Annotated in this window: 19 protein-coding genes; 13 read left to right on the top strand and 6 right to left on the bottom strand. The window is 38.3% G+C overall.

What is annotated here, in order from left to right:
• The first annotated feature begins 66 nt into the window (after window positions 1-66).
• The 6 genes from L1999_RS11145 to L1999_RS11170 all read left to right on the top strand — a co-directional run bounded on the left by L1999_RS11145 (window position 67) and on the right by L1999_RS11170 (window position 7,014).
• A complete protein-coding gene (locus L1999_RS11145; protein ID WP_235743605.1) occupies window positions 67-1,104 on the top strand; it encodes a Bug family tripartite tricarboxylate transporter substrate binding protein in 1,038 nt (345 codons plus the stop codon).
• A 53-nt stretch (window positions 1,105-1,157) separates the two neighbouring features.
• Window positions 1,158-1,610, top strand: coding sequence for a tripartite tricarboxylate transporter TctB family protein (locus L1999_RS11150; RefSeq protein WP_235743606.1), 453 nt, complete (start codon window positions 1,158-1,160; stop codon window positions 1,608-1,610).
• A 32-nt stretch (window positions 1,611-1,642) separates the two neighbouring features.
• Window positions 1,643-3,169, top strand: coding sequence for a tripartite tricarboxylate transporter permease (locus tag L1999_RS11155; RefSeq protein ID WP_235743607.1), 1,527 nt, complete (start codon window positions 1,643-1,645; stop codon window positions 3,167-3,169).
• A gap of 71 nt (window positions 3,170-3,240) precedes the next feature.
• Window positions 3,241-4,866 (top strand): ATP-binding protein, encoded by a 1,626-nt coding sequence (locus L1999_RS11160; RefSeq protein WP_235743608.1) that lies wholly within the window; start codon window positions 3,241-3,243, stop codon window positions 4,864-4,866.
• Window positions 4,829-5,533, top strand: coding sequence for a response regulator (locus L1999_RS11165; protein ID WP_235743609.1), 705 nt, complete (start codon window positions 4,829-4,831; stop codon window positions 5,531-5,533). Before L1999_RS11160 ends, L1999_RS11165 begins: the two co-directional genes overlap by 38 nt.
• Before the next feature lie 251 nt (window positions 5,534-5,784).
• Window positions 5,785-7,014 (top strand): GGDEF domain-containing protein, encoded by a 1,230-nt coding sequence (locus tag L1999_RS11170; protein WP_235743610.1) that lies wholly within the window; start codon window positions 5,785-5,787, stop codon window positions 7,012-7,014.
• 280 nt (window positions 7,015-7,294) lie between these two features.
• Here L1999_RS11170 and L1999_RS11175 read toward each other — a convergent pair whose 3' ends face one another.
• Window positions 7,295-7,468, bottom strand: coding sequence for a hypothetical protein (locus L1999_RS11175; RefSeq protein WP_235743611.1), 174 nt, complete (start codon window positions 7,466-7,468; stop codon window positions 7,295-7,297).
• A gap of 48 nt (window positions 7,469-7,516) precedes the next feature.
• On the bottom strand, window positions 7,517-8,029 hold the full coding sequence (locus tag L1999_RS11180) for a DUF3231 family protein (RefSeq protein ID WP_235743612.1): 513 nt from the start codon (window positions 8,027-8,029) through the stop codon (window positions 7,517-7,519).
• Between the two features lie 265 nt (window positions 8,030-8,294).
• Here L1999_RS11180 and L1999_RS11185 point away from each other — a divergent pair, with 265 nt between their 5' ends.
• Window positions 8,295-10,250: a lipoteichoic acid synthase gene (locus L1999_RS11185; protein ID WP_235743613.1), complete on the top strand. Its 1,956-nt coding sequence runs from the start codon at window positions 8,295-8,297 to the stop codon at window positions 10,248-10,250.
• A gap of 50 nt (window positions 10,251-10,300) precedes the next feature.
• On the opposite strand, the gene L1999_RS11190 is transcribed toward L1999_RS11185, so the two are convergent.
• The 3 genes from L1999_RS11190 to L1999_RS11200 form a co-directional block, all read right to left on the bottom strand.
• Window positions 10,301-10,732, bottom strand: a complete 432-nt coding sequence (locus L1999_RS11190) for a spore coat protein (RefSeq protein ID WP_215046313.1) — start codon at window positions 10,730-10,732, stop codon at window positions 10,301-10,303.
• A 27-nt stretch (window positions 10,733-10,759) separates the two neighbouring features.
• A complete protein-coding gene (locus L1999_RS11195) occupies window positions 10,760-11,254 on the bottom strand; it encodes a spore coat protein (protein ID WP_235743614.1) in 495 nt (164 codons plus the stop codon).
• Window positions 11,255-11,391: 137 nt separating this feature from the next.
• The gene (locus L1999_RS11200; RefSeq protein ID WP_215046309.1) at window positions 11,392-11,607 is read right to left on the bottom strand and encodes a spore coat protein; all 216 of its coding nucleotides are present in this window, start codon (window positions 11,605-11,607) and stop codon (window positions 11,392-11,394) included.
• A gap of 174 nt (window positions 11,608-11,781) precedes the next feature.
• Here L1999_RS11200 and L1999_RS11205 point away from each other — a divergent pair, with 174 nt between their 5' ends.
• The 3 genes from L1999_RS11205 to L1999_RS11215 all read left to right on the top strand — a co-directional run bounded on the left by L1999_RS11205 (window position 11,782) and on the right by L1999_RS11215 (window position 16,919).
• The gene (locus tag L1999_RS11205; RefSeq protein WP_235743615.1) at window positions 11,782-13,809 is read left to right on the top strand and encodes a YhgE/Pip domain-containing protein; all 2,028 of its coding nucleotides are present in this window, start codon (window positions 11,782-11,784) and stop codon (window positions 13,807-13,809) included.
• Window positions 13,810-13,990: 181 nt separating this feature from the next.
• Window positions 13,991-15,868 (top strand): molecular chaperone HtpG, encoded by a 1,878-nt coding sequence (htpG, locus tag L1999_RS11210; RefSeq protein WP_235743616.1) that lies wholly within the window; start codon window positions 13,991-13,993, stop codon window positions 15,866-15,868.
• Window positions 15,869-16,034: 166 nt separating this feature from the next.
• Window positions 16,035-16,919, top strand: coding sequence for a YitT family protein (locus tag L1999_RS11215; RefSeq protein ID WP_235743617.1), 885 nt, complete (start codon window positions 16,035-16,037; stop codon window positions 16,917-16,919).
• 61 nt (window positions 16,920-16,980) lie between these two features.
• Here the strand turns inward: L1999_RS11215 and L1999_RS11220 are convergent, their stop codons facing one another.
• Window positions 16,981-18,213 (bottom strand): MFS transporter, encoded by a 1,233-nt coding sequence (locus L1999_RS11220; RefSeq protein WP_235743618.1) that lies wholly within the window; start codon window positions 18,211-18,213, stop codon window positions 16,981-16,983.
• A gap of 178 nt (window positions 18,214-18,391) precedes the next feature.
• Here L1999_RS11220 and L1999_RS11225 point away from each other — a divergent pair, with 178 nt between their 5' ends.
• The 3 genes from L1999_RS11225 to L1999_RS11235 all read left to right on the top strand — a co-directional run bounded on the left by L1999_RS11225 (window position 18,392) and on the right by L1999_RS11235 (window position 22,173).
• Window positions 18,392-18,820: a MarR family winged helix-turn-helix transcriptional regulator gene (locus tag L1999_RS11225; protein WP_235743619.1), complete on the top strand. Its 429-nt coding sequence runs from the start codon at window positions 18,392-18,394 to the stop codon at window positions 18,818-18,820.
• 456 nt (window positions 18,821-19,276) lie between these two features.
• The gene (gene aspA / locus L1999_RS11230) at window positions 19,277-20,695 is read left to right on the top strand and encodes an aspartate ammonia-lyase (protein ID WP_235743620.1); all 1,419 of its coding nucleotides are present in this window, start codon (window positions 19,277-19,279) and stop codon (window positions 20,693-20,695) included.
• A gap of 152 nt (window positions 20,696-20,847) precedes the next feature.
• Window positions 20,848-22,173 carry a GntT/GntP/DsdX family permease gene (locus L1999_RS11235; RefSeq protein WP_235743621.1) on the top strand — a complete coding sequence of 442 codons (1,326 nt, stop codon included), beginning with the start codon at window positions 20,848-20,850 and terminating at the stop codon, window positions 22,171-22,173.
• Window positions 22,174-22,191 lie beyond the last annotated feature (18 nt).

The raw sequence follows: 22,191 nt of genomic DNA on the forward strand, positions 1-22,191 counted from the left end.
ATACAATATTTAAAACATTCGTAAATTTTGTAAAATTAAGAAAACGTTTACAAGGGGGAATGTGAAATGTTTTCTTTTAAAAAAATCTCAACAGTGATGTGTGCAGGTGCTTTGGCATTAAGTTTGGGGGCTTGCAGCAGTAGTAAGGAAACAGCAGGGACGAATCCAGGTAAAAAAGAGGAAAGTACTGGCTATCCTACAAAAGCTATTACCGTAGTGGCTCCATCTGGCGCAGGGGGAGGATGGGATTTAACGGCCCGTTCATTTACAAAGGTTTTAGGTGAGACAAAACTAGTCAACCAGCCAATGACAGTGGAGAATAAGCCGGGCGGCGGAGGCGCAGTCTTTATGGCCGAATATGCAACCGCACAAGCTGAAAATAATGACATGCTGTTTGTGAATTCACCGCCCATTATTATCAACAATCTGAAAAAGGAAGGGAACAGTCCATATGGTTACAAAAATACAACTCCACTCGCACAGCTAACCAAAGATTATGGGGCAATCGTGGTTAAAAAGGATTCCAAATTTAAGGATTTAAAATCAGTGTTAGAAGAAGTAAAGAAAAATCCAACAAAATTAACATTTGCTGGCGGTTCCGCTCCAGGTTCGATGGACCATTTAATTTCTATCCTTCCTGCTTATAAATTTGGAGTAGATCCAACCAAAATAAAGTATGTCTCTTACGATGGCGGCGGGGAAGCGATTACGGCATTGCTTGGTGGTAATGCCGACGTTATTGGTACCGATGCGTCGAGTGTAAAGGAGTTTTTAAAAGCAGGAAAAGTAAGGGTTTTGGCCATTACTGCTTCAGAACGATTAGCTGGCGATTATAAGGATGTTCCAACGGCAAAAGAACAAGGAATTGATGCCGAGTTTACCATTTGGCGCGGGATATTTGGTCCAGAAAAAATGTCTAAGGAAGCTTTCGGGTATTGGGAAAAAACCATTGATAAATTAGTTCAATCCCCTGAATGGAAAAAAGAAGTTGAGACACAAGGCTGGGAATTAGAATACAAAAACGGCGCTGACTTCAAAAAATTCTTAGGAGAACAAGATCAGCAGATCCAACAATTATTAACTGCCTTGGGGATGCAGAAGTAAGCAGAAAGGGGAGGAGGTAAATCTCCTCCTTATTTTTATAGGGGGTGACTCATGTGGAGATGAAATTTGATCGTTTTGCATCTATCTTATTTTTAACTGTCGGTGTTCTGTTTATAATTGGGAGCAAACATATTTCGAGCTCTTCCTATGGAAGTGTCGTCGGCCCTGATATTTTTCCATTTGTCCTTGGAATTATTCTTGTTTTACTTAGTATCCGATTATTTTATGAAACATTCATTAACAAGTATGGCCATAGCAAGAATGAGGAATTGCAGTACAAGCCTTTTATCATTATTATTCTTGCTACGTTGGTTTATATCTTAACCCTGGAATCGGTCGGGTATGTCATTACCACCTTTCTCTTTTTAGTGGTTTGTTTCCAAACCATGGAGAGAAGAAAACTAATTTCTTCTATTATAATTGCGGCAGCTTTCTCAGGGATCGTCTATTTCTTATTTGTAGATGTTTTAAAGGGAACACTTCCAGGCTGGCCAATTTGGTTTTAGATAAGAATTGAATCACTAGAAGGGGTGCAAAGATGAGTACACTCGATTATTTATTGCAAGGATTTGGAACAGCACTTGTTTGGTATAATATCCTATTTGCTTTTGTTGGTGTGTTAATTGGTACCGCCGTTGGGGTGCTCCCAGGAATTGGACCGATGAGCGGGGTCGCGTTACTTATTCCCGTCACAGCCTCCATTACAGGTGGTCTTCCGCCAGAACAGGCAGCTACCAGTGCAATTATTCTATTAGCAGGCGTCTATTATGGGGCGATGTATGGCGGTTCTACCACCTCTATTCTCTTAAATACCCCTGGTGAGTCTTCCTCTGTTGTTACTACACTCGATGGGTATCAAATGGCTAAGAAAGGGAGAGCAGGAAGTGCACTATCGATTGCGGCTATCGGCTCGTTTGTGGCAGGGATTGTTACATTAGTTGCTTTGATTGCGTTGGCAAAACCATTATCCGCAGTGGCCCTCAAGTTCGGTCCTGCCGAATATTTTTCATTAATGCTCTTGGGCCTTGGCGCAGTAAGCGGTCTTGCTGGAAAATCAGTTACCAAGGCATTAATCATGACAGTTTGCGGTTTATTGCTTGGGACAATCGGAATTGATACAGTTTCTGGAATTGCCCGTTTTACATTCGACATTCCCTGGCTCTTTCAAGGGATTGAATTCCTGACAATTGCCGTAGGATTGTTTGCGCTTGGCGAGGTATTTAAGACCATTTTAGAAAAAGAAGACGAAGATGGTGAGATTGCTAGAATTACTAATTTACTTCCGTCAAAGGAAGAATTTAAGGAGTCAGCAGGTCCGATTGCCCGCGGTTCCCTCTTAGGTTTCTTTGTTGGTATCTTACCAGGCGCCGGTGCAACACTTGCCTCGTTTTTCTCTTATTTACTAGAGAAAAGAATTTCTAAAAACCCTTCCAAATTTGGTACGGGTGCGATTGCCGGGGTAGCTGCACCGGAATCAGCCAATAACGCAGCCTCTGGCGGTGCGATGATTCCGTTACTAACTCTTGGGATTCCTGGTTCCGGTACAACGGCCATTTTAATGGGTGCATTAATGATGTATAATGTTCAGCCGGGTCCGTTATTATTTGAAGACCATCCACAGGTGGCTTGGGGATTAATTGCCAGTATGTTTATTGGAAATATCATGCTGCTCATCCTCAATTTGCCGCTTGTGAAAGTATTTGCGAAAATCATTGAGACACCTAAGAAATATTTAATTCCAATGATTATCGCAGTGTCTATTTTTGGTGTGTATGCGGTTCAAGTTTCAACTAATGATCTGTTGCTTTTACTCGGATGCGGGGTTTTTGGATATTTCCTCAGTAAACATGATTACCCAATCGCACCGCTTGTTCTTGGTCTCGTCTTAGGACCAATGGTTGAGAATAATTTACGGAGAGCCTTAACGATCTCAAACGGGGATTATGGTGTCTTCTTTACTCGTCCGATTTCGCTTGTCTTTCTACTAATTACTGCTCTTTGGTTAGTGATTCCGTTTATGATGAAGCGTAAAGGAAAGGAAGTCATTATAAATGTGGAAGGGTAAATTTTTTAAATAGTTTAAAAACTCCTTTTAATAAGGAGTTTTTTTTATATAATGGAGATAGAGGTGTATGCATGCGTTTACATACGAAATTAATGCTCGGAATATCTATATTAATTATTATCATGGGGACAATTATCGAATTTTCCTTTAAAAATATTATGGAGACCAATCTTAAACATGAGATTGGCACGAAGGCCTTATCAGTCGCGCAAACCATCGCAAATATGCCGGATATCCAGACTGCATTTCGAGCAAATGATCCATCAGCATTAATCCAGCCGATCGCTGAGAAAATTCGAAAACAGGTTGGAGCCGAGTTTATTGTGGTTGGGAACCGGAACGAAATCCGGTATTCCCACCCCAATCCGAACAGAATCGGCCAAAAAATGGTTGGCGGTGATAATGGTCGTGTTTTTATTGGGAAATCTGTCATCTCAGAATCGACCGGAACCCTTGGTCCTTCACTTAGAGGCAAAGCGCCTATTATTAGTGAAGGAATGGTAATTGGGGTGGTTTCAGTCGGTTACCTTCAGACAGAAATTCAAAAAGAGGTAGCAAAAATACAGCGAAAAATCTTTGTTACCACCTTAATTATTTTAATTGGGAGTCTGATTGCTGCCATACTAATCTCGTTAAATATCAAAAGGGCGATATTTGGGTTAGAACCGAGAGAGATTGCCTGGATGTATCAAGAAAAGCATGCCATCCTCGAGTCTATTCATGAGGGAATCATTGCCATCGATACGGTTGGGCGAATTACGGTGGTAAATGAAACGGCCCATTCCATTTTAGGTGTTCCGAATGAAGTCCTTTTACGTGGCAAACGAATTGAAACAATCCTTGAAAATACCCAACTGTATGAGGTGGTTCAATCTGGACAGGCAGAATATGACCAAGAAATTCTCATTAACGGTGATGTATATTTCGCCAACCGCATTCCGATTTTTGATAAAAAACGAGAGGTAATCGGTGCGGTTGCAAGCTTCCGGAATAAGACAGAGCTGGCCAATTTATTAAAGGAACTATCTCATATTAAAGCATATGCAGAGGGATTACGGGCCCAAACGCATGAATACTCAAACAGGTTATACACATTGCTTGGCCTCATTCAGCTTGGCTCTTATAAAGAAGCAATTGACTTTATCTCAAAGGAAGTAGATGTAGCGCAAGGTTTTATCCAATTTTTAATGAAAGAGATACCTGATCCGATTATTGCGGGATTTATTTTAGGTAAGGTTAGTCTCGCCAGCGAATTGAAAATTGGCCTTTCCATTGATCGCGGCAGCAGTTTTAAAGATGTACCTGTTGAAATTAGTCGAGATAGGTTAGTAACGGTTATCGGAAATTTAATCAACAATGCTTTTGAGGCAGTTAGAGAAAGCCAAAACAATCAAAAAAGAGTCACACTTTTTTTAACGGATCTTGGCAAGGAATTAATTATTGAAGTAGAAGATAATGGAGTTGGCATAGACCCTAAAGTTCAGGATTACATCTTTAAACCTGGTTTTTCTACCAAAAAGACAAACAGTAATTCCGGTATCGGTCTCAGCTTGGCACAAACGGCCATTGATGACTTAGGCGGGTATCTGACTTTTTCATCTACTAAAGGGGAAGGGACCATTTTCACGGCAGCCATACCAAAGTGCAGGGGGATGTTAAATGAAGGGGAACAAAGATATCGAAGTGTTAATAGTTGAAGATGACTTGAGAATTGCAGAAATCCAGAAACGATTTCTTGAGCTGATAGATGGCTTTCAACCCGTTGGAATTGCCGTGAGCTATGTAGAGGCCAAAACGCTAATAGAAGTAATGCAGCCTGATTTGATTCTCCTTGATGTGTACTTTCCTGATATGAACGGATTAGATTTATTAAAAGAAACAAAGCTCCAAACGAAACAAATGGATGTCATCATGATTACAGCGGCCAAAGAGATTGATAAGGTCCAAGCGGCCATTCGGTTAGGTGTGTTTGATTACATTATTAAACCGGTTATTTTTGAACGATTTAAACAGTCCTTACAAAGATATCAGGAATATCATGCCAAATTCTTAAAACTAACCAAGGAGAATTCCTATATCTCGCAGCAGGAGGTGGACAAACTGTTTTGGAAAGAGAACGATAACACGACATATGAAAGGGCTTACCTTCCTAAGGGGATTGATCCTCTTACACTTGAAAAAGTCATTGAAGTCCTTGGAAAAGTAACCACCGGACTTACAGCAGAAACCGTTGCGAAAGAGGTAGGCGTTAGTCGAACCACCGCAAGAAGGTATCTCGAACATTTAGTATCAATTGAAAAAATTGAAGCTGATTTGTCCTATGGAACAGTTGGCAGACCCGAACGGGTTTATTTACTACAATAAAACGCAGGAGTTTTTGGTGAAATTTAATAGGTAAAACGTTCATTCCGACACTGGGATGGACTTTTTATTTTACCTATACTTCCAACCAGTAGGAATAAATCTACAAATAGTTTGAAAAGTTAAAGTTAATTAAAAATAATGATTACCTATCTCTTAATATTTTGTTAATATATTATTATTATTTATTATGGGCGATTCATAACTTCTAATGATGTAAGCACAAAAGTAGATGAAGAGAGGACCAATCCAGTATGAGCAAGGATAAAATTTATATCATGATCTTATTTTTAGTATCACTGTTAGGCTCATTACTCCCAAAGAGTCACTTCTTCGGTGAAACGTTTTTTTTCAAAGCACTACTCATCTACTGGATCTTTACGGTCCTTTCTTTCCATTTACGAACGATTAGTAAAAAAGGGAATGTTACGGTTGATTATGGGCTCAATTATAGTCTATCGTTTATTTTAATATTTGGTCCAGCAGGTTTATTAGTATATGAATCCCTTTTTCGGATTACAGCCTATTTTTATAAAAAAGTAACAAAAACGGATGACCCTGAAGAGTTTCTCCACATCTTTTATAACATCGGTTCTTTTGTCCTGCAAAATACGATCACCTTTTTTCTATACCAAATTCTAAACCAATCCTTTTCTGCTGTCCCATTTGGATTTTGGATTTTAATGTTTATCCTAGTCATTGTAAATGCTATTTTATCTGATACTTTTTTAGTTATTATTTTTTATCTGATGAAAGAAATCAGCACAAAAAAAGAACTGATTAGCTTTGTAAAAAGTAGAAGTATTCTTGATCTCCTTCGTATTTCTTTTATAAATGGGATGTTATTTCTATTGATTAAAGAGGGGTTATGGGAAATGGTCCTTGGTTTATTTATCATCAATTATTTAGTAGGTCATTCGTTTATTTCAAAGGCACAATTAATTCAGCACAAGCTTGAGCGTGATCAATTTGAACAAATGGCCTTTTCGGACTTCTTAACTGGTGTACATAATCGGGCTTATATGGATAAGAAAATGACAGAGCTTAACCATTGTGAGGAATGGATTGGGATTGTAGTCGGTGATATTGATAATTTTAAAAGAATAAATGATAACTATAATCATGCCGTTGGAGACCAAGTCATTATCCATTTTGCAAAAAAACTTCAAACCTTTCTTGGAAAGAATGATTTCTTATTTAGGAGTGGCGGCGAAGAGTTCACTATGTTTATTCGAAATAAAGCTTATGAGGAAACAACCTTCTTGTTAAAAGAAATTCTTACGCACATTGAAAATTGTACCCTAAACCTAGAGTACAAAGGTGAAACGATACAGGTTCAATATACTTCTTCTATGGGTCTTTATTTTTTTAAATTAAATGAGGGACTACCAATAGAAAAAGGATATATTCAAGCTGACCAATTAATGCTTGAATCTAAAATGAGTGGACGAAATAGATTAACAGCTCAGAAAGCACCAATCTAAACATAAAGGAAGGTGTCCCAAAAGTTTTGGGATACCTTCTTTTATTACATTAAACTAGTCTGTTGATTTCCGCTCCAGGCGCTTCGCTTTCCGCGGGCGGTACGGGGAGCCTCCTCGTCGCTTCGCTACTGCGGGGTCTCCCCTGCCCCGTACTCCCGCAGGAGTCTTCGCGCCTTCCGCTCCAATCAACAGGTGTGCAAATTTAGTCATCAACCATCTTTTGGGTCGGCCTCTTTTATGTTTAATAACGGCTCTTTTTGTAAACGTTTTTGCTTTTAGATTACATATTTGTACTGTCGGTTTGATTTTTTAATTCGTCTTTAGCAATTTGCTCCATACTGTTTCCACCATAATCTGGAACATTGCCAGCGTGCTCACGGTGATATTCAGAACCAGATCCTTGGGCACTTTCTATTGCATTATTGTTTGGCTGCTTAGGGTCCTGTTTAGTCATTATAATTCCTCCAATGTGGATGATGAAAAGAGCTTGAAATGCTCGCTATTAACAGTCGTGATGTTTAGTAAGATGAAGCGGTGGTGGGATCAGCCAGCCTTTTTCTTTATTTAATCGTAAAACTTTTGCACCAAGTGCTGCTTTTTGAGTATGGAATTGTCCATACATCATGGCAACATCTTCCCTTATAGACATTCCAATGACTTGACTGCAAGCGACTAAACCGGCGGCCGTGTCTGCTGCAAGGGTAGCTGCAATCGCTGGATCCGGAATTCTGGCACCTATTGGAATGTCTTCTAAACAAGCCTCCGGCGGGTCAGGCATAACTGGTGGCAAACCAACTCCATTTTCCTTCAAAAGTTCTTCAATCTGTTTCTTTTGCTGTTCGCCTGTTTCGATTGCTTCAAGAAGTACCTTTTTTAAATCCTCATCACCAGCATGATTTAACATTGTTTTATAACCAGAAATCATATTGTTTCCAGCTAATTGTGAAGCCCAAATATCAAAAACCTCGCCATAATGTAAGGGCTCGTCTTTTGGATTCCCACTTAATATTCCCATCGTTACCCTCCTTAAAGTGTTAGAAAAGTTGTTCAGGACTAGTGCCTCCTTCCTTGAAGTGCACAGAGATAGTTTTCCTACGCATTTCCGAATTCATTCTCTTACCCAGTAGTTTCTTCTGTCCATACAGAAACATTTTTAACTTTTGTTCATGAATTGTTCATATTTACCTGTTAAGATAGATGTTAGTCAATTTGGGTACAAACTTCTATTTAATTGTCAAATCTTTTTTGTCATAATATTGCACTATGAGGTGATGTGAAACATGAATAAGTTACGAATTAAGAGTCAAAGTATTTTAAATAAATATGTTGGCTTTTTATTTTTGTCTGTTCTTTTCCTATGGTTGAAAACTTATTTAGTCCAATTAACACAATTTCAATTGGGCATAGAAAATACATTGCAAAAATTTCTTTTGTTTTTTAATCCATTAGGTTCTTCCTTGATTTTTTTAGGAGTATCCGCCTTTTTTAAAGGAAGAAAGAAATATATTTCGATGATGGTTATTTATTTCTTATTATCTTTTCTATTATTTGCGAATGTCGTTTTTTATCGATTCTTTAACGACTTTATTACACTGCCTACACTGACACAGACTCAAAACTTTGGGGACGTGAGTGGAAGTGTGCTTACCTTATTAAAACCATATGACATCCTATTCTTTCTAGACTTTATCGTTTTAATTGCTCTACTTTCTTTCCGGATTGTTAAAATAGAAATGAGCGATATAAAGCGTAAAAAGATTTCTGTCTTATACTCTTTAGCGCTGATGGTTTCATGTGTAAACTTATCGCTGGCGGAAATGGATCGTCCACAGTTATTAACTAGAGGATTTGACCGGAATTATATTGTTAAATATCTAGGAATGTATAATTACACGATCTATGATGCAGTGAAAAGCACACATGCATCCGCACAAAGAGTAATGGCTAGCAGTGATGATATAACTGAAGTTGTTAATTACACAAAGTCTAACTATGCCGAACCAAACCCGGCTTACTTTGCTAAAGGTAAGGGTATGAATGTGATTTACTTACACCTTGAATCCTTCCAAAACTTTTTGATCAATTATAAGTTAAATGGGGAAGAGGTTACACCGTTTTTAAACTCATTGATCAAAGAGCAAAATACCATGTATTTTGATAACTTTTTTCATCAAACAGGGCAGGGAAAAACATCTGATGCCGAATTTATGCTCGAGAATTCTTTGTTTGGCTTACCAGAGGGATCTGTTTTTACAACGAAAGGGTTAAACACATTCCAGGCTGCACCTGCTATTTTAGGGCAGAATGGCTATACTTCCGCTGTTTTTCATGGTAATTCCGGAAGTTTTTGGAATCGAAATGAAATCTATAAATCGTTTGGTTTTGACAAATTTTATGATGCCAACTATTATCAGATTAATTCATCCGATGAGGCAGAATATGGTTTAATGGATAAACCATTCTATCAGCAATCCATCCCACTATTGGAATCATTGCCACAGCCGTTTTATACTAAATTTATAACGGTTGCCAATCACTATCCATATGCGATGAATCAAAAAGATGCAACGATTGCACCGGGTACAACAGGTGATAAGTCTGTAGATGGATATTTCCAAACAGCTCGATACGCTGACGAAGCATTAAGGCAATTTTTTGATTATCTTAAGAAGTCTGGGCTATATAATCATTCCATTATTATTATGTATGGTGACCATTATGGAATTTCTGAAAATCATAATAAAGCGATGGCAAAAGTACTTGGCAAAGAAGAAATTACACCTTTTGATAGTGCTGGATTACAGCGTGTACCGTTGTTTATCCGTGTCCCTGGCGTGCAGGGTGGGGTAAACCATGAGTATGGTGGTCAAGTTGACCTTCTACCAACTGTTCTTCATCTATTAGGTATCGATACAAAAGATAATGTTCAATTTGGTACGGACTTACTGTCTAAACAGCATGATAGTTTAGTGGCATTCCGAAACGGTGACTATGTGAGCCCAACAATATCATCGATTGATGGTAAATATTATGATTCAGCCACTGGGCTTAAGTTAGAATCGGACAAACTGGTTGAAGCAAAGAAATACAAAGAAATGGTTCAGCAAAAATTAACTTTTTCAGATAAAGTAGTTAATGGCGATTTATTACGTTTCTATACGCCAAAAAACTTTACACCTGTTGACCGTTCAAAATATAATTATAATTCTGCGCAAAAAGAGGAAACGACTAAATAATAAAAGGCTGCCGATGGGCAGCCTTTATTGTTTTTGTTTAAACCGTTTAATTAAAGAACATCTAATTTTGCAACAATCGCAACTAGAACTTGAAGTAATGCTTGGATATTCACAGAGACTTGTGTATCTGTTGTTGTCACTTCCACACATTTACTTCCATGAATGATTGTTTTTTGAGAATTACGTTGTTTTGATTTGAAGAATTGTTTAAAATCTTGTGCGACTGCACTGCCTTTTTCTGAATCTCCAATCGTGATACTAATGACAACAGCAATGGCTACCTGAATGGCAGCTTGTAGGGAAACTGCTGCTTGAGTATCGGTTGTGTGAACAGTGACGCCTTCAGAATCTTTTACCACAATCCATTCAAAGGATTCTTGTGTTGTTGAAGTCACTTGGTCTCCTTCTTGTGAAACGTTTGCTTCATTTTCTTTACAATTATCATCGCAGTGATCCAATGCTTTCCATTTATTTTCGCTCATGTTATTTTTTCACCTCTTATTGTTTTTTTATAGAACGTCTAACTTAACCACTAATGAAACAAGTACTTGTAATAGGGCTTGAATATTGACAGATAAGTCTGTATCAGTAGTTGTAATACAGATATCTTTTGAATTTTCGACAATCACTTTTTGCTTGTTTGTCTGTTCTGAATCAAAAACCTGCATTAGATCTTGTAAAACACTTTGCCCTGTTGGAGAATCTCCAATTGTAATTCTAACGACAATCGCAATAGCTAGCTGTAGTCCCACTTGTAAGGAAACCGCTGCTTGTGTATCAGTTGAGTGAACCTTGACGTTGCAAGAATCTTTAATAAAGATTAGCTCATCAGATTCTTGGTCGACAAAGGAGAATTGGCCTGCTTCCTGTGTTACTTCTGCATTACGATGTTTCTTTTCTTGGTCGTCATGCTTGGAGCTGGATTTATACTCTTTTTTCTCGTAGTCACGAGAGCTTTTCTCGCTACGGCTGCTTTTGTGTCTATCCCTGCTGGATGATCCCATTTATAAAACACTCCTTTTGTTAGTTTCGATTTAATATATGAGGTTGTCTCCTGTTATGATTGGACGAGTCCCTAAAAACAGCCTATTTTAAAAAATGGCCTAAAAAAAACGCCATAGAGGCGTCATAAGTGGTTCGTTTATTCATCTATTTTCTTTTCGTTTGAGGGGTTTTTAACAAACGAATCCACTTGCTGAGATAAATCTTTGATTAAATCTTTTAACATTTGTTTTTGTTCCTCAGATAAGTTTCCTTTCGCTTTGTCTAAACTGATCCCATTTTTTCGAAAAATATCACTTACAAGTAAATCAATCACCGAATTAGGTATGATTGAATTGTCCGATGAATTACTCACAGAAATGCCCCTTTCATCAAGTATTTTATATCAGCATATGCAGTCACACTCTTTATCACCTGAACGAAATGCCTAAATAGCTCACGCAAAAAATATGATTATTCATTTCCCTGAATCTAGTTAAGTAATTAGTGGAAAGCTAAGTGGAGAAATTCTTACTAAAGGCGGGGGACTATGGGGAAAATATGGAGCATCTATAGGACTGATTGGAAAAATATAAGCAATGTGCCTATTGCGATCTTGTTATTGGGGGCACTTACAATACTGCCTTCCGCCTATGCTTGGATTAATATTAAAGCAATGTGGGACCCATACAGCAATACCTCTGGAATTAAGGTGGCTGTTGCCAATGAAGATGAAGGAGCGGAAATCCAAGGAAAGAAGATTAACGTAGGAAAAGAAATTGTCCAAAATCTAAAAGACAACAAGAAACTTGGCTGGGTATTTGTTCATTACACTACCGCCAAAAAAGGGGTCGAAAAAGGGGATTATTATGCTTATCTCTATATCCCAACCGATTTTTCAAAAAAAATGACCAGTATTCTTGAAATAAATCCGAAAAAGCCACAGATCTTGTTTGGGGTAAATGAAAAAATTAATGCCGTTGCTCCAAAAATTGCGAGTTCTGGGGCATCAAGTATAACCAACCAAATTAGTCAGGCATTTGTCAAAACAGTGGGGGATGCCATTTTTTCCGGTTTTTATAAAGCAGGAATTGAGTTAGAGAAGGCCTTGCCATCGATTCACAACATGGAGGACCAAATCTTCAAACTAGAACAGGCATTACCGGAAATCGATGCAATGGGAAAGAAAGCGATTGAGTTAGAAGGAAAACTGCCCGAAATTAGAGAAAAGGGGCAAAAAATCATCGAACTGGAGCAAAGAATCCCTGAAATTACCCAAGCAGGCAACAGTATTCTAAAAGTTGAAGCGAATCTTCCGCTCGTCAATGAAGCAAGCGATAAAATATTGGCACTTCAAGACAAATTGACTGATTTGAATCGTGTAAATGGAATTATAACTCAAGTCGAAGCCAATTTATCCGAAATCGAGACAAATATTAATCAAGCAATTGAGCGTACCGCACAAGCTGCCGCACAGGCTGAAACCAGTGCTAATACGTCAAAGTTAACAACTCTTCATGATGATTTAGTAAACCTTCACACTACCGTGATGCAAGCTCGGGTTGAACTCAAGCAGAAAGTTTCAGACGGGGAACAAATAATAAACAGCTCCGCCAATTTCATGAAAAATGATCTTCCCACTATTGAAAAAAGGATTCATCAAGCGGCTAATTTTGTACGAAATGATTTGCCTGCTGTCATTAGCGATATTCGGAAGGCCGCAAATCTCATTCGAACAAAGCTCCCGGGGTTGGAAGCGGCTGTCCATAAGGCTGCGAATCTTGCAAGAAATGATTTACCGGGCTTTGAAGCACAGATAAGAAGTACGGCTGATAAACTGCGAAGATTAAAAGGCAGTGTTAATGTGAATGATTTAATTCAATTTTTGAAACATGACCCGCAAGCAGAAAGTAGCTTTTTGTCGAGCCCTGTTCTGTTAAAAACAAAAAGAATTTTCCCTATTCCGAATTATGGATCGGCGATGACCCCTTTTTACACGATGCTGGCCCTTTGGGTGGGGGCTACCTTTCTCATTGCCTCACTTCGTGTAGATGTAGAAGATGCTCAAAAGTATAAAAGTTATCAGGTTTACTTCGGAAGGCTGCTTACCTTCCTTACGATCGGAATCCTTCAAGCTGTTATTGTTTCACTCGGTGATTTATATTTCATCCATACGTATGCAGTTGATAAACTTTGGTTTGTGCTTCTCAGTATCTTGATAGGGATTGTGTTTGTTATTATCACGTTTACGTTATGCTCTGTTTTTGGCACAATCGGAAAAGGTTTAGCTATCATTCTTTTGGTTCTGCAAATATCAAGTTCCGGTGCGACCTTTCCTGTTAGTACCACCTCTGCATTTTTCCAAAAGATTTACCCTTTTATGCCGTTTACGTATGCAGTAAGTATGCTCCGCGAAACAGTCGGCGGGATGGTAGTGGATGTAGTGATAAAGGATATTTCCTATTTGCTTCTCTTTGTTGCCGTCAGCTTTCTGTTAGCATTTGTCTTAAAAAAACCCTTAAGCCAGCGCATTGAAAAGACAGCAGCACTGGCAAAAAGTTCAAAAATTATTCAATAACAGATGTTTGTATTTAGTATTTAATTTCTTTCCTTTATTTTCGGTTTGATCCAGCATCCATTAGGGTGCTATTTTTTATCTTGACAACAAAACAGAAAATGTGTTATTAAAATAATGGTTAGCACTCACGAGTTAAGAGTGCTAAAATATACTATAGATTGTTGATAAAGGAGAGGTCTTGATGGAAACGAAGCAGTTTAAAGCAGAGTCCAAACGATTATTAGACATGATGATCAATTCTATCTACACACACAGGGAGATTTTCTTAAGAGAGTTATTGTCTAATGCAAGCGATGCAATTGATAAAATATACTATAAGGCCTTAACAGATGATACGTTGACGTTTGACCAAGATAGCTATTACATAAAAGTCACTGCTGATAAGGACAATAGATTATTGAAAATCACCGATACCGGGATAGGGATGACGAAGGAAGAACTTGAAAATAACCTTGGTACGATTGCTAAAAGCGGTTCGTTAGCTTTCAAAAAGGAAAATGAAATTAAAGACGGGTATGATATCATTGGTCAGTTCGGGGTTGGTTTTTATTCAGCCTTTATGGTGGCAGATGAAGTATCGGTGCTAAGTAAGGCATTAGGCAGTGATGAAGCGTACAAGTGGGAATCTAAAGGAGCAGACGGATATACCATCACACCATGTGAGAAAGATTCAATTGGTACCGAGATTATGTTGAAAATTAAAGAAAATACCGAAGATGAGAATTATGATGAGTATCTTGACGAGTACCGGTTAAAGTCAATCATCAAAAAGTACTCGGATTTTATCCGCTACCCAATCAAAATGGATGTAACAGAACGCAAGCTTAACGAGGGCAGTGAAAACGAATTTGAAGAAGTAGTGGAAGAACAAACCATTAACAGAATGGTTCCTATTTGGAAAAAGAATAAGAAGGATTTAACAACAGAAGACTATGAACTTTTTTACACGGAGAAACGATACGGTTTTGATAAGCCGCTTAAACATATTCATATCAGCGTTGATGGTGCGGTAAGATATAATGCTATTTTATATATCCCGGAAAACATTCCATTTGATTATTACACACAGGAATTTGAGAAAGGGTTAGAGTTATATTCCAATGGTGTGTTAATCATGAATAAATGTGCTGACTTACTTCCAGACTATTTTAGTTTTGTGAAGGGTATGGTGGACTCTGAAGATCTATCCTTAAATATCTCCAGAGAAATGCTTCAACATGACCGTCAATTAAAGCTAATTGCCAAAAATATTAATAAGAAAATCAAAAGTGAATTATTGTCGATCTTAAAAAATGAACGTGAAAAGTATGAAGCGTTCTTTAAATCATTTGGCAGACAACTAAAATATGGTGTTTACAGTGATTATGGAACCCATAAAGAAGAACTCCAGGATTTATTAATGTTCTATTCATCTAAGGAGAAAAAATTGGTCACTTTTGACGAATACCTATCAAGAATGCCAGAGGACCAAAAATATATTTATTATGCAACCGGTGAATCGAATGATCGTATTGATAAACTGCCACAAACGGAATTAGTTGCGGATAAGGGCTATGAAATTCTTTATTTCACGGATGAGATTGATGAGTTTGCGATTAGAATGATAATGTCCTATAAAGAAAAAGAGTTTAAATCAGTTTCCAGCGGTGATTTAGGCTTTGAAGCGGATGAAAATCAAGATATGTCTGCAGAGGAACAAGACAATAAAGAACTTTTTGATTTTATGAAAAATGTTCTAAATAATAAGGTTAAAGATGTAAAAGTATCGAAACGACTTAAAACTCATCCAGTATGTTTAGCTACTGATGGGGAAGTTTCGATTGAAATGGAAAAAATCTTAAATGCTATGCCTAACAGCCAAAATATTAAAGCAGATAAGATCTTGGAAATTAATGTCCATCATGAGGTGTTTGCATCATTAAAGGATGCCTTTGAACAGGATAAGGATAAGGTGACGTTATTTACAAACTTACTATATAATCAAGCATTGCTTATTGAAGGCTTACCAATTGAAGATCCAGTCGAATTTACAAATAATATATGTAAGGTAATGGTATAAGAAAAGGGGGTTGCAGAGGCTGCAATCCCTTTTTCTTTTTTAAAAATATGAACTACGGTTCAAATTTTGTTGAAAATATGATATAATCATATAAAGAACATATTATGGGTTTTCCTACTAGATAAGATGTTCATATGGAAAAATACAATGATTAAGGAGAGGTTTAATGACAGAATTGATTAAGGAAAATTTTCAGCATCGTAAACTGCCTCTGAGCAGGGTTATTTTTCGAATTATCGCCATAACCATTGGAGCTATTCTAATGGCAACAGGACTAGAAATATTTTTAGTCCCGAACCACGTAATTGATGGGGGGATCACCGGTATCTCCATCATGCTTGCACATCTGACCGGATGGAAATTAGGACTCTTTCTATTTATTTTGAACCTGCCATTTGTCTATCTAGGTTACAAACAAATGGGAAAAACCTTTGCATTTTCAACTATTTATGGAATTATCGTATTATCCATTTTCACTTCGTTTTTTCATCCCATTCCCCCTTTTACAGAAGATATCCTCTTGGCCACCCTTTTTGGCGGAATGATTTTAGGAATAGGAGTGGGGCTTGTCATTCGTAATGGCGGGGCATTAGATGGCACAGAAATCCTAGCTCTTGTAATTAGCAAAAAGATTCCTTTTTCAGTTGGTCAAATCATCATGTTTATGAATATTTTTATCTTAGGCGCAGCAGGCTTTGTCTTTACCTGGGATCGTGCCATGTACTCGTTATTAGCATATGTCATTGCTTCGAAAGCCATCGATACCGTTGTACAAGGGCTCGAAGAAACTAAATCTGTCTGGATTATTAGTGACAATGCCGATGAAATTGGAAATGCCGTGAATGACCGGTTAGGACGGGGAGTAACCTACTTAAATGGTGAAGGTGCCTATACAGGAGATGATAAGAAAGTTATTTTCAGTATCATTTCTCGATTGGAAGAATCAAAACTCACGACCATTGTTGAAGATATTGATCCTACCGCATTTTTAGCAATTGCTGATATTGCAGAAGTTCGCGGCGGCCGTTTTAAGAAGCGGGATATTCATTGACTAATGACAGATTGGAAAAAGAAAAAGGGACTGTCATCAAGACAGATCCCTTTACGTACGTTTAATGACCTAATTCAACATCATCAACATGGTTAATGTGTTTTTTGTTTAGTAAAAGGAACAGCACAGAGATGATGACAAAACTTCCTCCAACAATAAAAGGAACAGACGGATTATAAATTTCTGCAAGCTTACCAGCCATAAAGGGGGCAATTGCACCACCGATAAAGCGAAGGAAGCTGTATGCGGCTGACGCTGTTGAGCGTTGTACAGGAGCAGCATTCATTACTGCAGTAGTAATGAGTGTATTGTTATTGCCTAATAATGCACCGGCGGCAATAACACAAGTAATAATAACTGCATGTGATGATGTCCATGTACCCATGACAAAAAGGAGAATACCGAACAACACTAACATCGCACACATCGATTTAATGGTTCCAAACCGGGCCTGTAATTCAGGAGCCATAAAGACAGAGGTTATCGCAAGTAAGATCCCCCATCCTAGGAATACAAAGCCCAGTCCATGTTCATCCAATCCCATGACGAACGGGGCATAGGCGAGAAGCGTGAAAAAGCCAAAATTATAAAGGGCTGCTGCAATTCCGAAAACAAGTAATGAACGGTGTTTGAGGGCGCGAAATGGGTCTAGAATAGATGTTTTTGCCTGGTTAGACTGTTGATTTTGTTGAGACTTTGGCATTAATAAAATTAATCCAATAAAAGCTACCACCATTAGGACGGCAACACCGAGAAACGGTCCTCTCCAGGACATTGCCCCTAACCAGCCGCCCAGCAGCGGCCCTACAGAAATACCCAGACCAATTGCCGCTTCATACAAAATAATGGCTTTGGCTGTTCCGCTATTGGATAGCGAGACAATGGCTGAAAGTGCAGTTGCAACGAATAAAGCATTTCCTAGTCCCCAGCCGCCGCGAAGACTTACGAGGGTCCATATTCCGTTTGAAAATCCTCCAAGTGCGGAAAAGACAGCAATGATGACAATGCCAGAAAGAAGGGTCCACTTAATACCGAGCCTTGAAGAAATCATCCCGGTGATGAGCATGGCGACTGCCATAACCGCATTGTAGCTAGTGAACAGTAAGGTAACTTGACTATGTGTGGCGTGCAATTGTTCTGCAATAGCAGGTAGGATGGGGTCGACTAAGCCTAAACCCATGAAAGCAATGATAGAGGCGAAAAACACGGCCCATACTGACTTTGGCTGTGTTAGTAATGATGATTGCACCTCTGGTTTTGACGTTGACGCAATCGATTGCGGTGTGGATGACATTCACATCTCTCCTTTTTAATTGTGCGAATATAGTTGTATAATGAAAGTATATGATTGTATTATACAACTATTTTTCACTACGTCAATGATGTTTTCTGTTGCTGACGAGAAAATAAAAAATGACTTATGATTATGATATGATAATGGATAGGAATATTGAATATTGTGAGGTTATAAAATGAATGAAAATGCTCTAGAAATGATCGAACTTGAATTAGCGATCTTGCTTCGACGAACGACTTCTGATAATAACCATAAGAAAGTTGGGAGTCTTGACCGATCTGCCTATCTGTTACTTCGTCGCATCGCCATGAAAGGGGCAGTCGGCGTAAAGGTGTTATCGGGTGAATTTCAACTGGATATATCAACGGTCAGCAGACAAGCCGCTGCTTTAGAGCAGAAAGGTTATTTATATAAGATACCTGACCCGTTAGATGGAAGAGCATATACGTTTGAAATTACAGAGTTAGGAAAAAAAGTACTAAAAGAACATATGCAGGCGCGTTTCGAACGCATTACAGAATTACTTCAAGATTGGCCGGAAGAGGAGTGCCGTGTTTTTGGAGAGCTGCTAAGAAAATTTAACTATTCTTTTTTAGAACGGTAAATTTGCCACCACTGATAGAAAAAGCAAAGAGGTAACCGATGAGTTGGTTACCTCTTTTTAATTGTGATCGTTGTTGGCTGGAATTTACCAGTAACGAGTAGTCAAATCACCTTCGTATTTTCAAATTTTACAATTTTGAAATAATATTCAGATGATAATAACATGAAAAACTTAGTAATATAAGATAGTAGTAAAACAAAGATTATGAAAAAATTCTACATTGTTGTCAAAAAACAGCATGAAACTGCCATTTCTTCTGTTAGGTTTGATGACAAAATGACGGATTATTTGGCAAGACAAATTTAAAATTTATAACGCATCTCGAAATGTTATTATTTTGACAGAACAATTTTGGATTTGTCCGAGAATTATGACCAAAAGTAGAGACAGAGTCAATTTTTATTGTTATTATTTTTTTGTGAGGATAGTTGGTTTATAAAAAGGAGATAAAAAGCTATGATTACAAACAGAACCGAACAAGACTTCTTAGGGAAAAAAGAAATCCCACTGGACGCCTATTATGGAATCCAAACACTAAGGGCGGTTGAGAATTTCCCGATTACGGGGTACTCCATTCACGAAGAATTAATCAAAGCATTGGCAATGGTAAAAAAGGCAGCAGCAAAAGCCAATATGAATACGAAAAGGTTGTATTCAGGGCTTGGTGAGGTTATTTGTCAAGCAGCTGATGAGGTTATTGCTGGTAAGTGGAATGACCAATTTATTGTCGATCCGATTCAAGGCGGCGCGGGGACATCAATGAACATGAACGCAAATGAAGTGATCGCCAATCGTGCACTTGAATTACTTGGCCATGCCAAAGGTGCTTATATTCACTTAAGTCCTAATACTCATGTCAATATGTCACAATCTACGAATGATGTATTCCCGACAGCCATTCATATCTCTTCTCTAACATTACTGGAGAAATTACTTGATACGATGAATGAAATGCTTGCCGTTTTTAAGGAGAAGGCGAAACAATTTGAAAACGTTATCAAAATGGGACGAACCCACCTGCAGGATGCCGTTCCGATCCGACTTGGACAAGAATTTGAAGCATACTCACGTGTTGTTGAACGAGATATAAAGCGGATCTCAAATTCGAAAATACATTTATATGAGGTTAATATGGGTGCTACAGCAGTTGGGACAGGTTTAAATGCCGATCCCCAATATATTAAAGATGTGGTAAAAGAGTTAGCCGAAATAAGCGGACTCCCATTAGTCAATGCTGAGCATCTCGTCGATGCAACTCAAAACACAGATGCCTATACCGAGGTTTCGGCTGCATTAAAAGTTTGTATGATGAATATGTCGAAAATAGCCAATGACCTTCGTTTAATGGCTTCTGGTCCGCGAGCTGGACTTGGGGAAATTAATTTGCCAGCCCGCCAGCCAGGTTCATCCATCATGCCAGGAAAAGTAAACCCGGTCATGCCGGAACTAATTAACCAAATTGCCTTCCAGGTAATCGGAAACGATCATACCATTTGTCTTGCTTCAGAAGCTGGCCAACTGGAATTGAATGTAATGGAGCCTGTATTGGTGTTTAATTTACTTCAGTCGATCAGTATTATGAATAATGGATTTCGTTCCTTTACTGATTTTTGCCTAAAGGGAATTGAAGCAAACGAAGCGCGTTTAAAAGAATATGTAGAAAAAAGTGTCGGTATTATCACAGCTGTTAATCCGCATTTGGGTTATGAAGTGGCTGCTAGAATTGCCAGAGAAGCGATTGTCAGTGGGAAATCGGTTCGTGAATTATGTTTGCAGCATGATGTGCTGACGGAAGAAGAATTAGACCTTATCTTAAATATATTTGAAATGACTAAACCAGGAATAGCTGGTGCTGTGCTTTTAGATCGAGATTAATTAAATGAGCCTTCATCCTTAATTTATTTAGGATGAAGGCTTTTTTTTACGTTTTACCGTATCCTTACTTAAAATAAAACCGAATTTTAATAGAACAAATGTTAACAATAAGAGTGATAGATAACAACAAGATCGATGAGGATGGTGTTTGTATGGATAGTTTTTTATTATTGATGACGCTCGTTTCAATTGTCATTGTTGTTCTTGGAGTATCATGGTTTAAATGGCATGCATTTATCAGCTTGCTAGTGGCCAGTTTATTTTTAGCATTAGTATCAGGGTTATCACTTGATAAAATTGTGGCTGCCTATGAAACGGGAGTAGGCGGGGTCCTCGGGCATTTAATCGGCATTTTGGCTTTAGGAACCATTCTAGGTAAAATGATGGCAGACTCTGGAGCGGGCATGCAGATTGCAGAATACTTTATTCGTGTTTTTGGGGTTAACAAATTACCATGGGCCATGATGCTATCGGGCTTTATTATCGGGATCCCTATATTTTTTGAAGTGGGAATTTTGATCCTTTTACCTTTAGTTATCTCGATTCATAAATCATCTAAGCAGAATATTTTGCTTATTGCCTTGCCTTGTATTGCCGGATTATCAATCGTCCATGGCTTGGTTCCTCCACATCCAGGGGCATTAGCAGCCATCAGTATTTACAAAGCTAATTTAGGAAAAGTCCTATTATATTCACTAATTATTGCGATTCCTGCACTTATTATCGCTGGACCATTGTTTGCCATGTGGATTAATAAAAGAGTCATACCACAAGGTGAACCTGAGTTAATCAGAATTAGCAATAAAGCTAAATCTTTGCCAGGCACAGGTATTTCTTTTTTTATTATTCTATTGCCGGTATTATTGATGATTCTCTCAGCGATTGCCCCTTACTTAAAATTAACAGCAGGAATCACTAAATTTCTCATTTTCATTGGAAGTCCAATCATTGCCCTGCTAATTTCTGTTTTTGTAGCCTATTATTTCCTTGGAATGCGTAGAGGGATGAATAAAGAAGCGGTAAAAAAATTGACAGAGGAATGTTTAATGCCCGTCGGTTCGATTGCTTTAATTATTGGGGCTGGGGGTGGATTTAAACAAATTTTAATTGAAAGCGGGGTAGGGGATACCATTGCACGGATGGCTGAGAATTTATCTCTATCACCACTAGTCTTGGCCTTTTTAATTGCAGGATTAATTCGGATTGCAACTGGATCAGCTACGGTAGCCTTAACCACGGCCGCCGGGATTGTTTCGCCAGTGGTTGCTGGGATGACAGACGTGAATCTAGAATTACTCGTCATAGCGACAGGAGCAGGTTCGTTAATGTTCTCACATGTTAATGATGCAGGTTTCTGGATGGTAAAAGAATATTTAGGATTAAGTGTTCCGGAAACATTTAAAACATGGACAGTCTTAGAAACCATCCTCTCGTTTGTTGCGTTTGGTGGAGCATTGCTCATAAATATGCTGTTATAAAACAAAGCAAAAAGGGCT

It is taken from the genome of Neobacillus drentensis (genome assembly GCF_021560175.1).
Lineage (GTDB): Bacteria > Bacillota > Bacilli > Bacillales > Cytobacillaceae > Neobacillus > Neobacillus drentensis_A.

Bases quoted from the DNA above. Each gene is read 5' to 3' on its own strand.
- L1999_RS11155 (WP_235743607.1), top strand. From the start codon at position 1,643: ATGAGTACACTCGATTATTTATTGCAAGGATTTGGAACAGCACTTGTT.
- htpG (WP_235743616.1), top strand. From the start codon at position 13,991: ATGGAAACGAAGCAGTTTAAAGCAGAGTCCAAACGATTATTAGACATG.
- L1999_RS11165 (WP_235743609.1), top strand. From the start codon at position 4,829: ATGAAGGGGAACAAAGATATCGAAGTGTTAATAGTTGAAGATGACTTG.
- L1999_RS11175 (WP_235743611.1), bottom strand. From the start codon at position 7,468: ATGACTAAACAGGACCCTAAGCAGCCAAACAATAATGCAATAGAAAGT.
- L1999_RS11185 (WP_235743613.1), top strand. From the start codon at position 8,295: ATGAATAAGTTACGAATTAAGAGTCAAAGTATTTTAAATAAATATGTT.
- L1999_RS11160 (WP_235743608.1), top strand. From the start codon at position 3,241: ATGCGTTTACATACGAAATTAATGCTCGGAATATCTATATTAATTATT.
- L1999_RS11145 (WP_235743605.1), top strand. From the start codon at position 67: ATGTTTTCTTTTAAAAAAATCTCAACAGTGATGTGTGCAGGTGCTTTG.
- aspA (WP_235743620.1), top strand. From the start codon at position 19,277: ATGATTACAAACAGAACCGAACAAGACTTCTTAGGGAAAAAAGAAATC.
- L1999_RS11205 (WP_235743615.1), top strand. From the start codon at position 11,782: ATGGGGAAAATATGGAGCATCTATAGGACTGATTGGAAAAATATAAGC.
- L1999_RS11195 (WP_235743614.1), bottom strand. From the start codon at position 11,254: ATGGGATCATCCAGCAGGGATAGACACAAAAGCAGCCGTAGCGAGAAA.
- L1999_RS11225 (WP_235743619.1), top strand. From the start codon at position 18,392: ATGAATGAAAATGCTCTAGAAATGATCGAACTTGAATTAGCGATCTTG.
- L1999_RS11170 (WP_235743610.1), top strand. From the start codon at position 5,785: ATGAGCAAGGATAAAATTTATATCATGATCTTATTTTTAGTATCACTG.
- L1999_RS11180 (WP_235743612.1), bottom strand. From the start codon at position 8,029: ATGGGAATATTAAGTGGGAATCCAAAAGACGAGCCCTTACATTATGGC.
- L1999_RS11190 (WP_215046313.1), bottom strand. From the start codon at position 10,732: ATGAGCGAAAATAAATGGAAAGCATTGGATCACTGCGATGATAATTGT.
- L1999_RS11235 (WP_235743621.1), top strand. From the start codon at position 20,848: ATGGATAGTTTTTTATTATTGATGACGCTCGTTTCAATTGTCATTGTT.
- L1999_RS11220 (WP_235743618.1), bottom strand. From the start codon at position 18,213: ATGTCATCCACACCGCAATCGATTGCGTCAACGTCAAAACCAGAGGTG.
- L1999_RS11215 (WP_235743617.1), top strand. From the start codon at position 16,035: ATGACAGAATTGATTAAGGAAAATTTTCAGCATCGTAAACTGCCTCTG.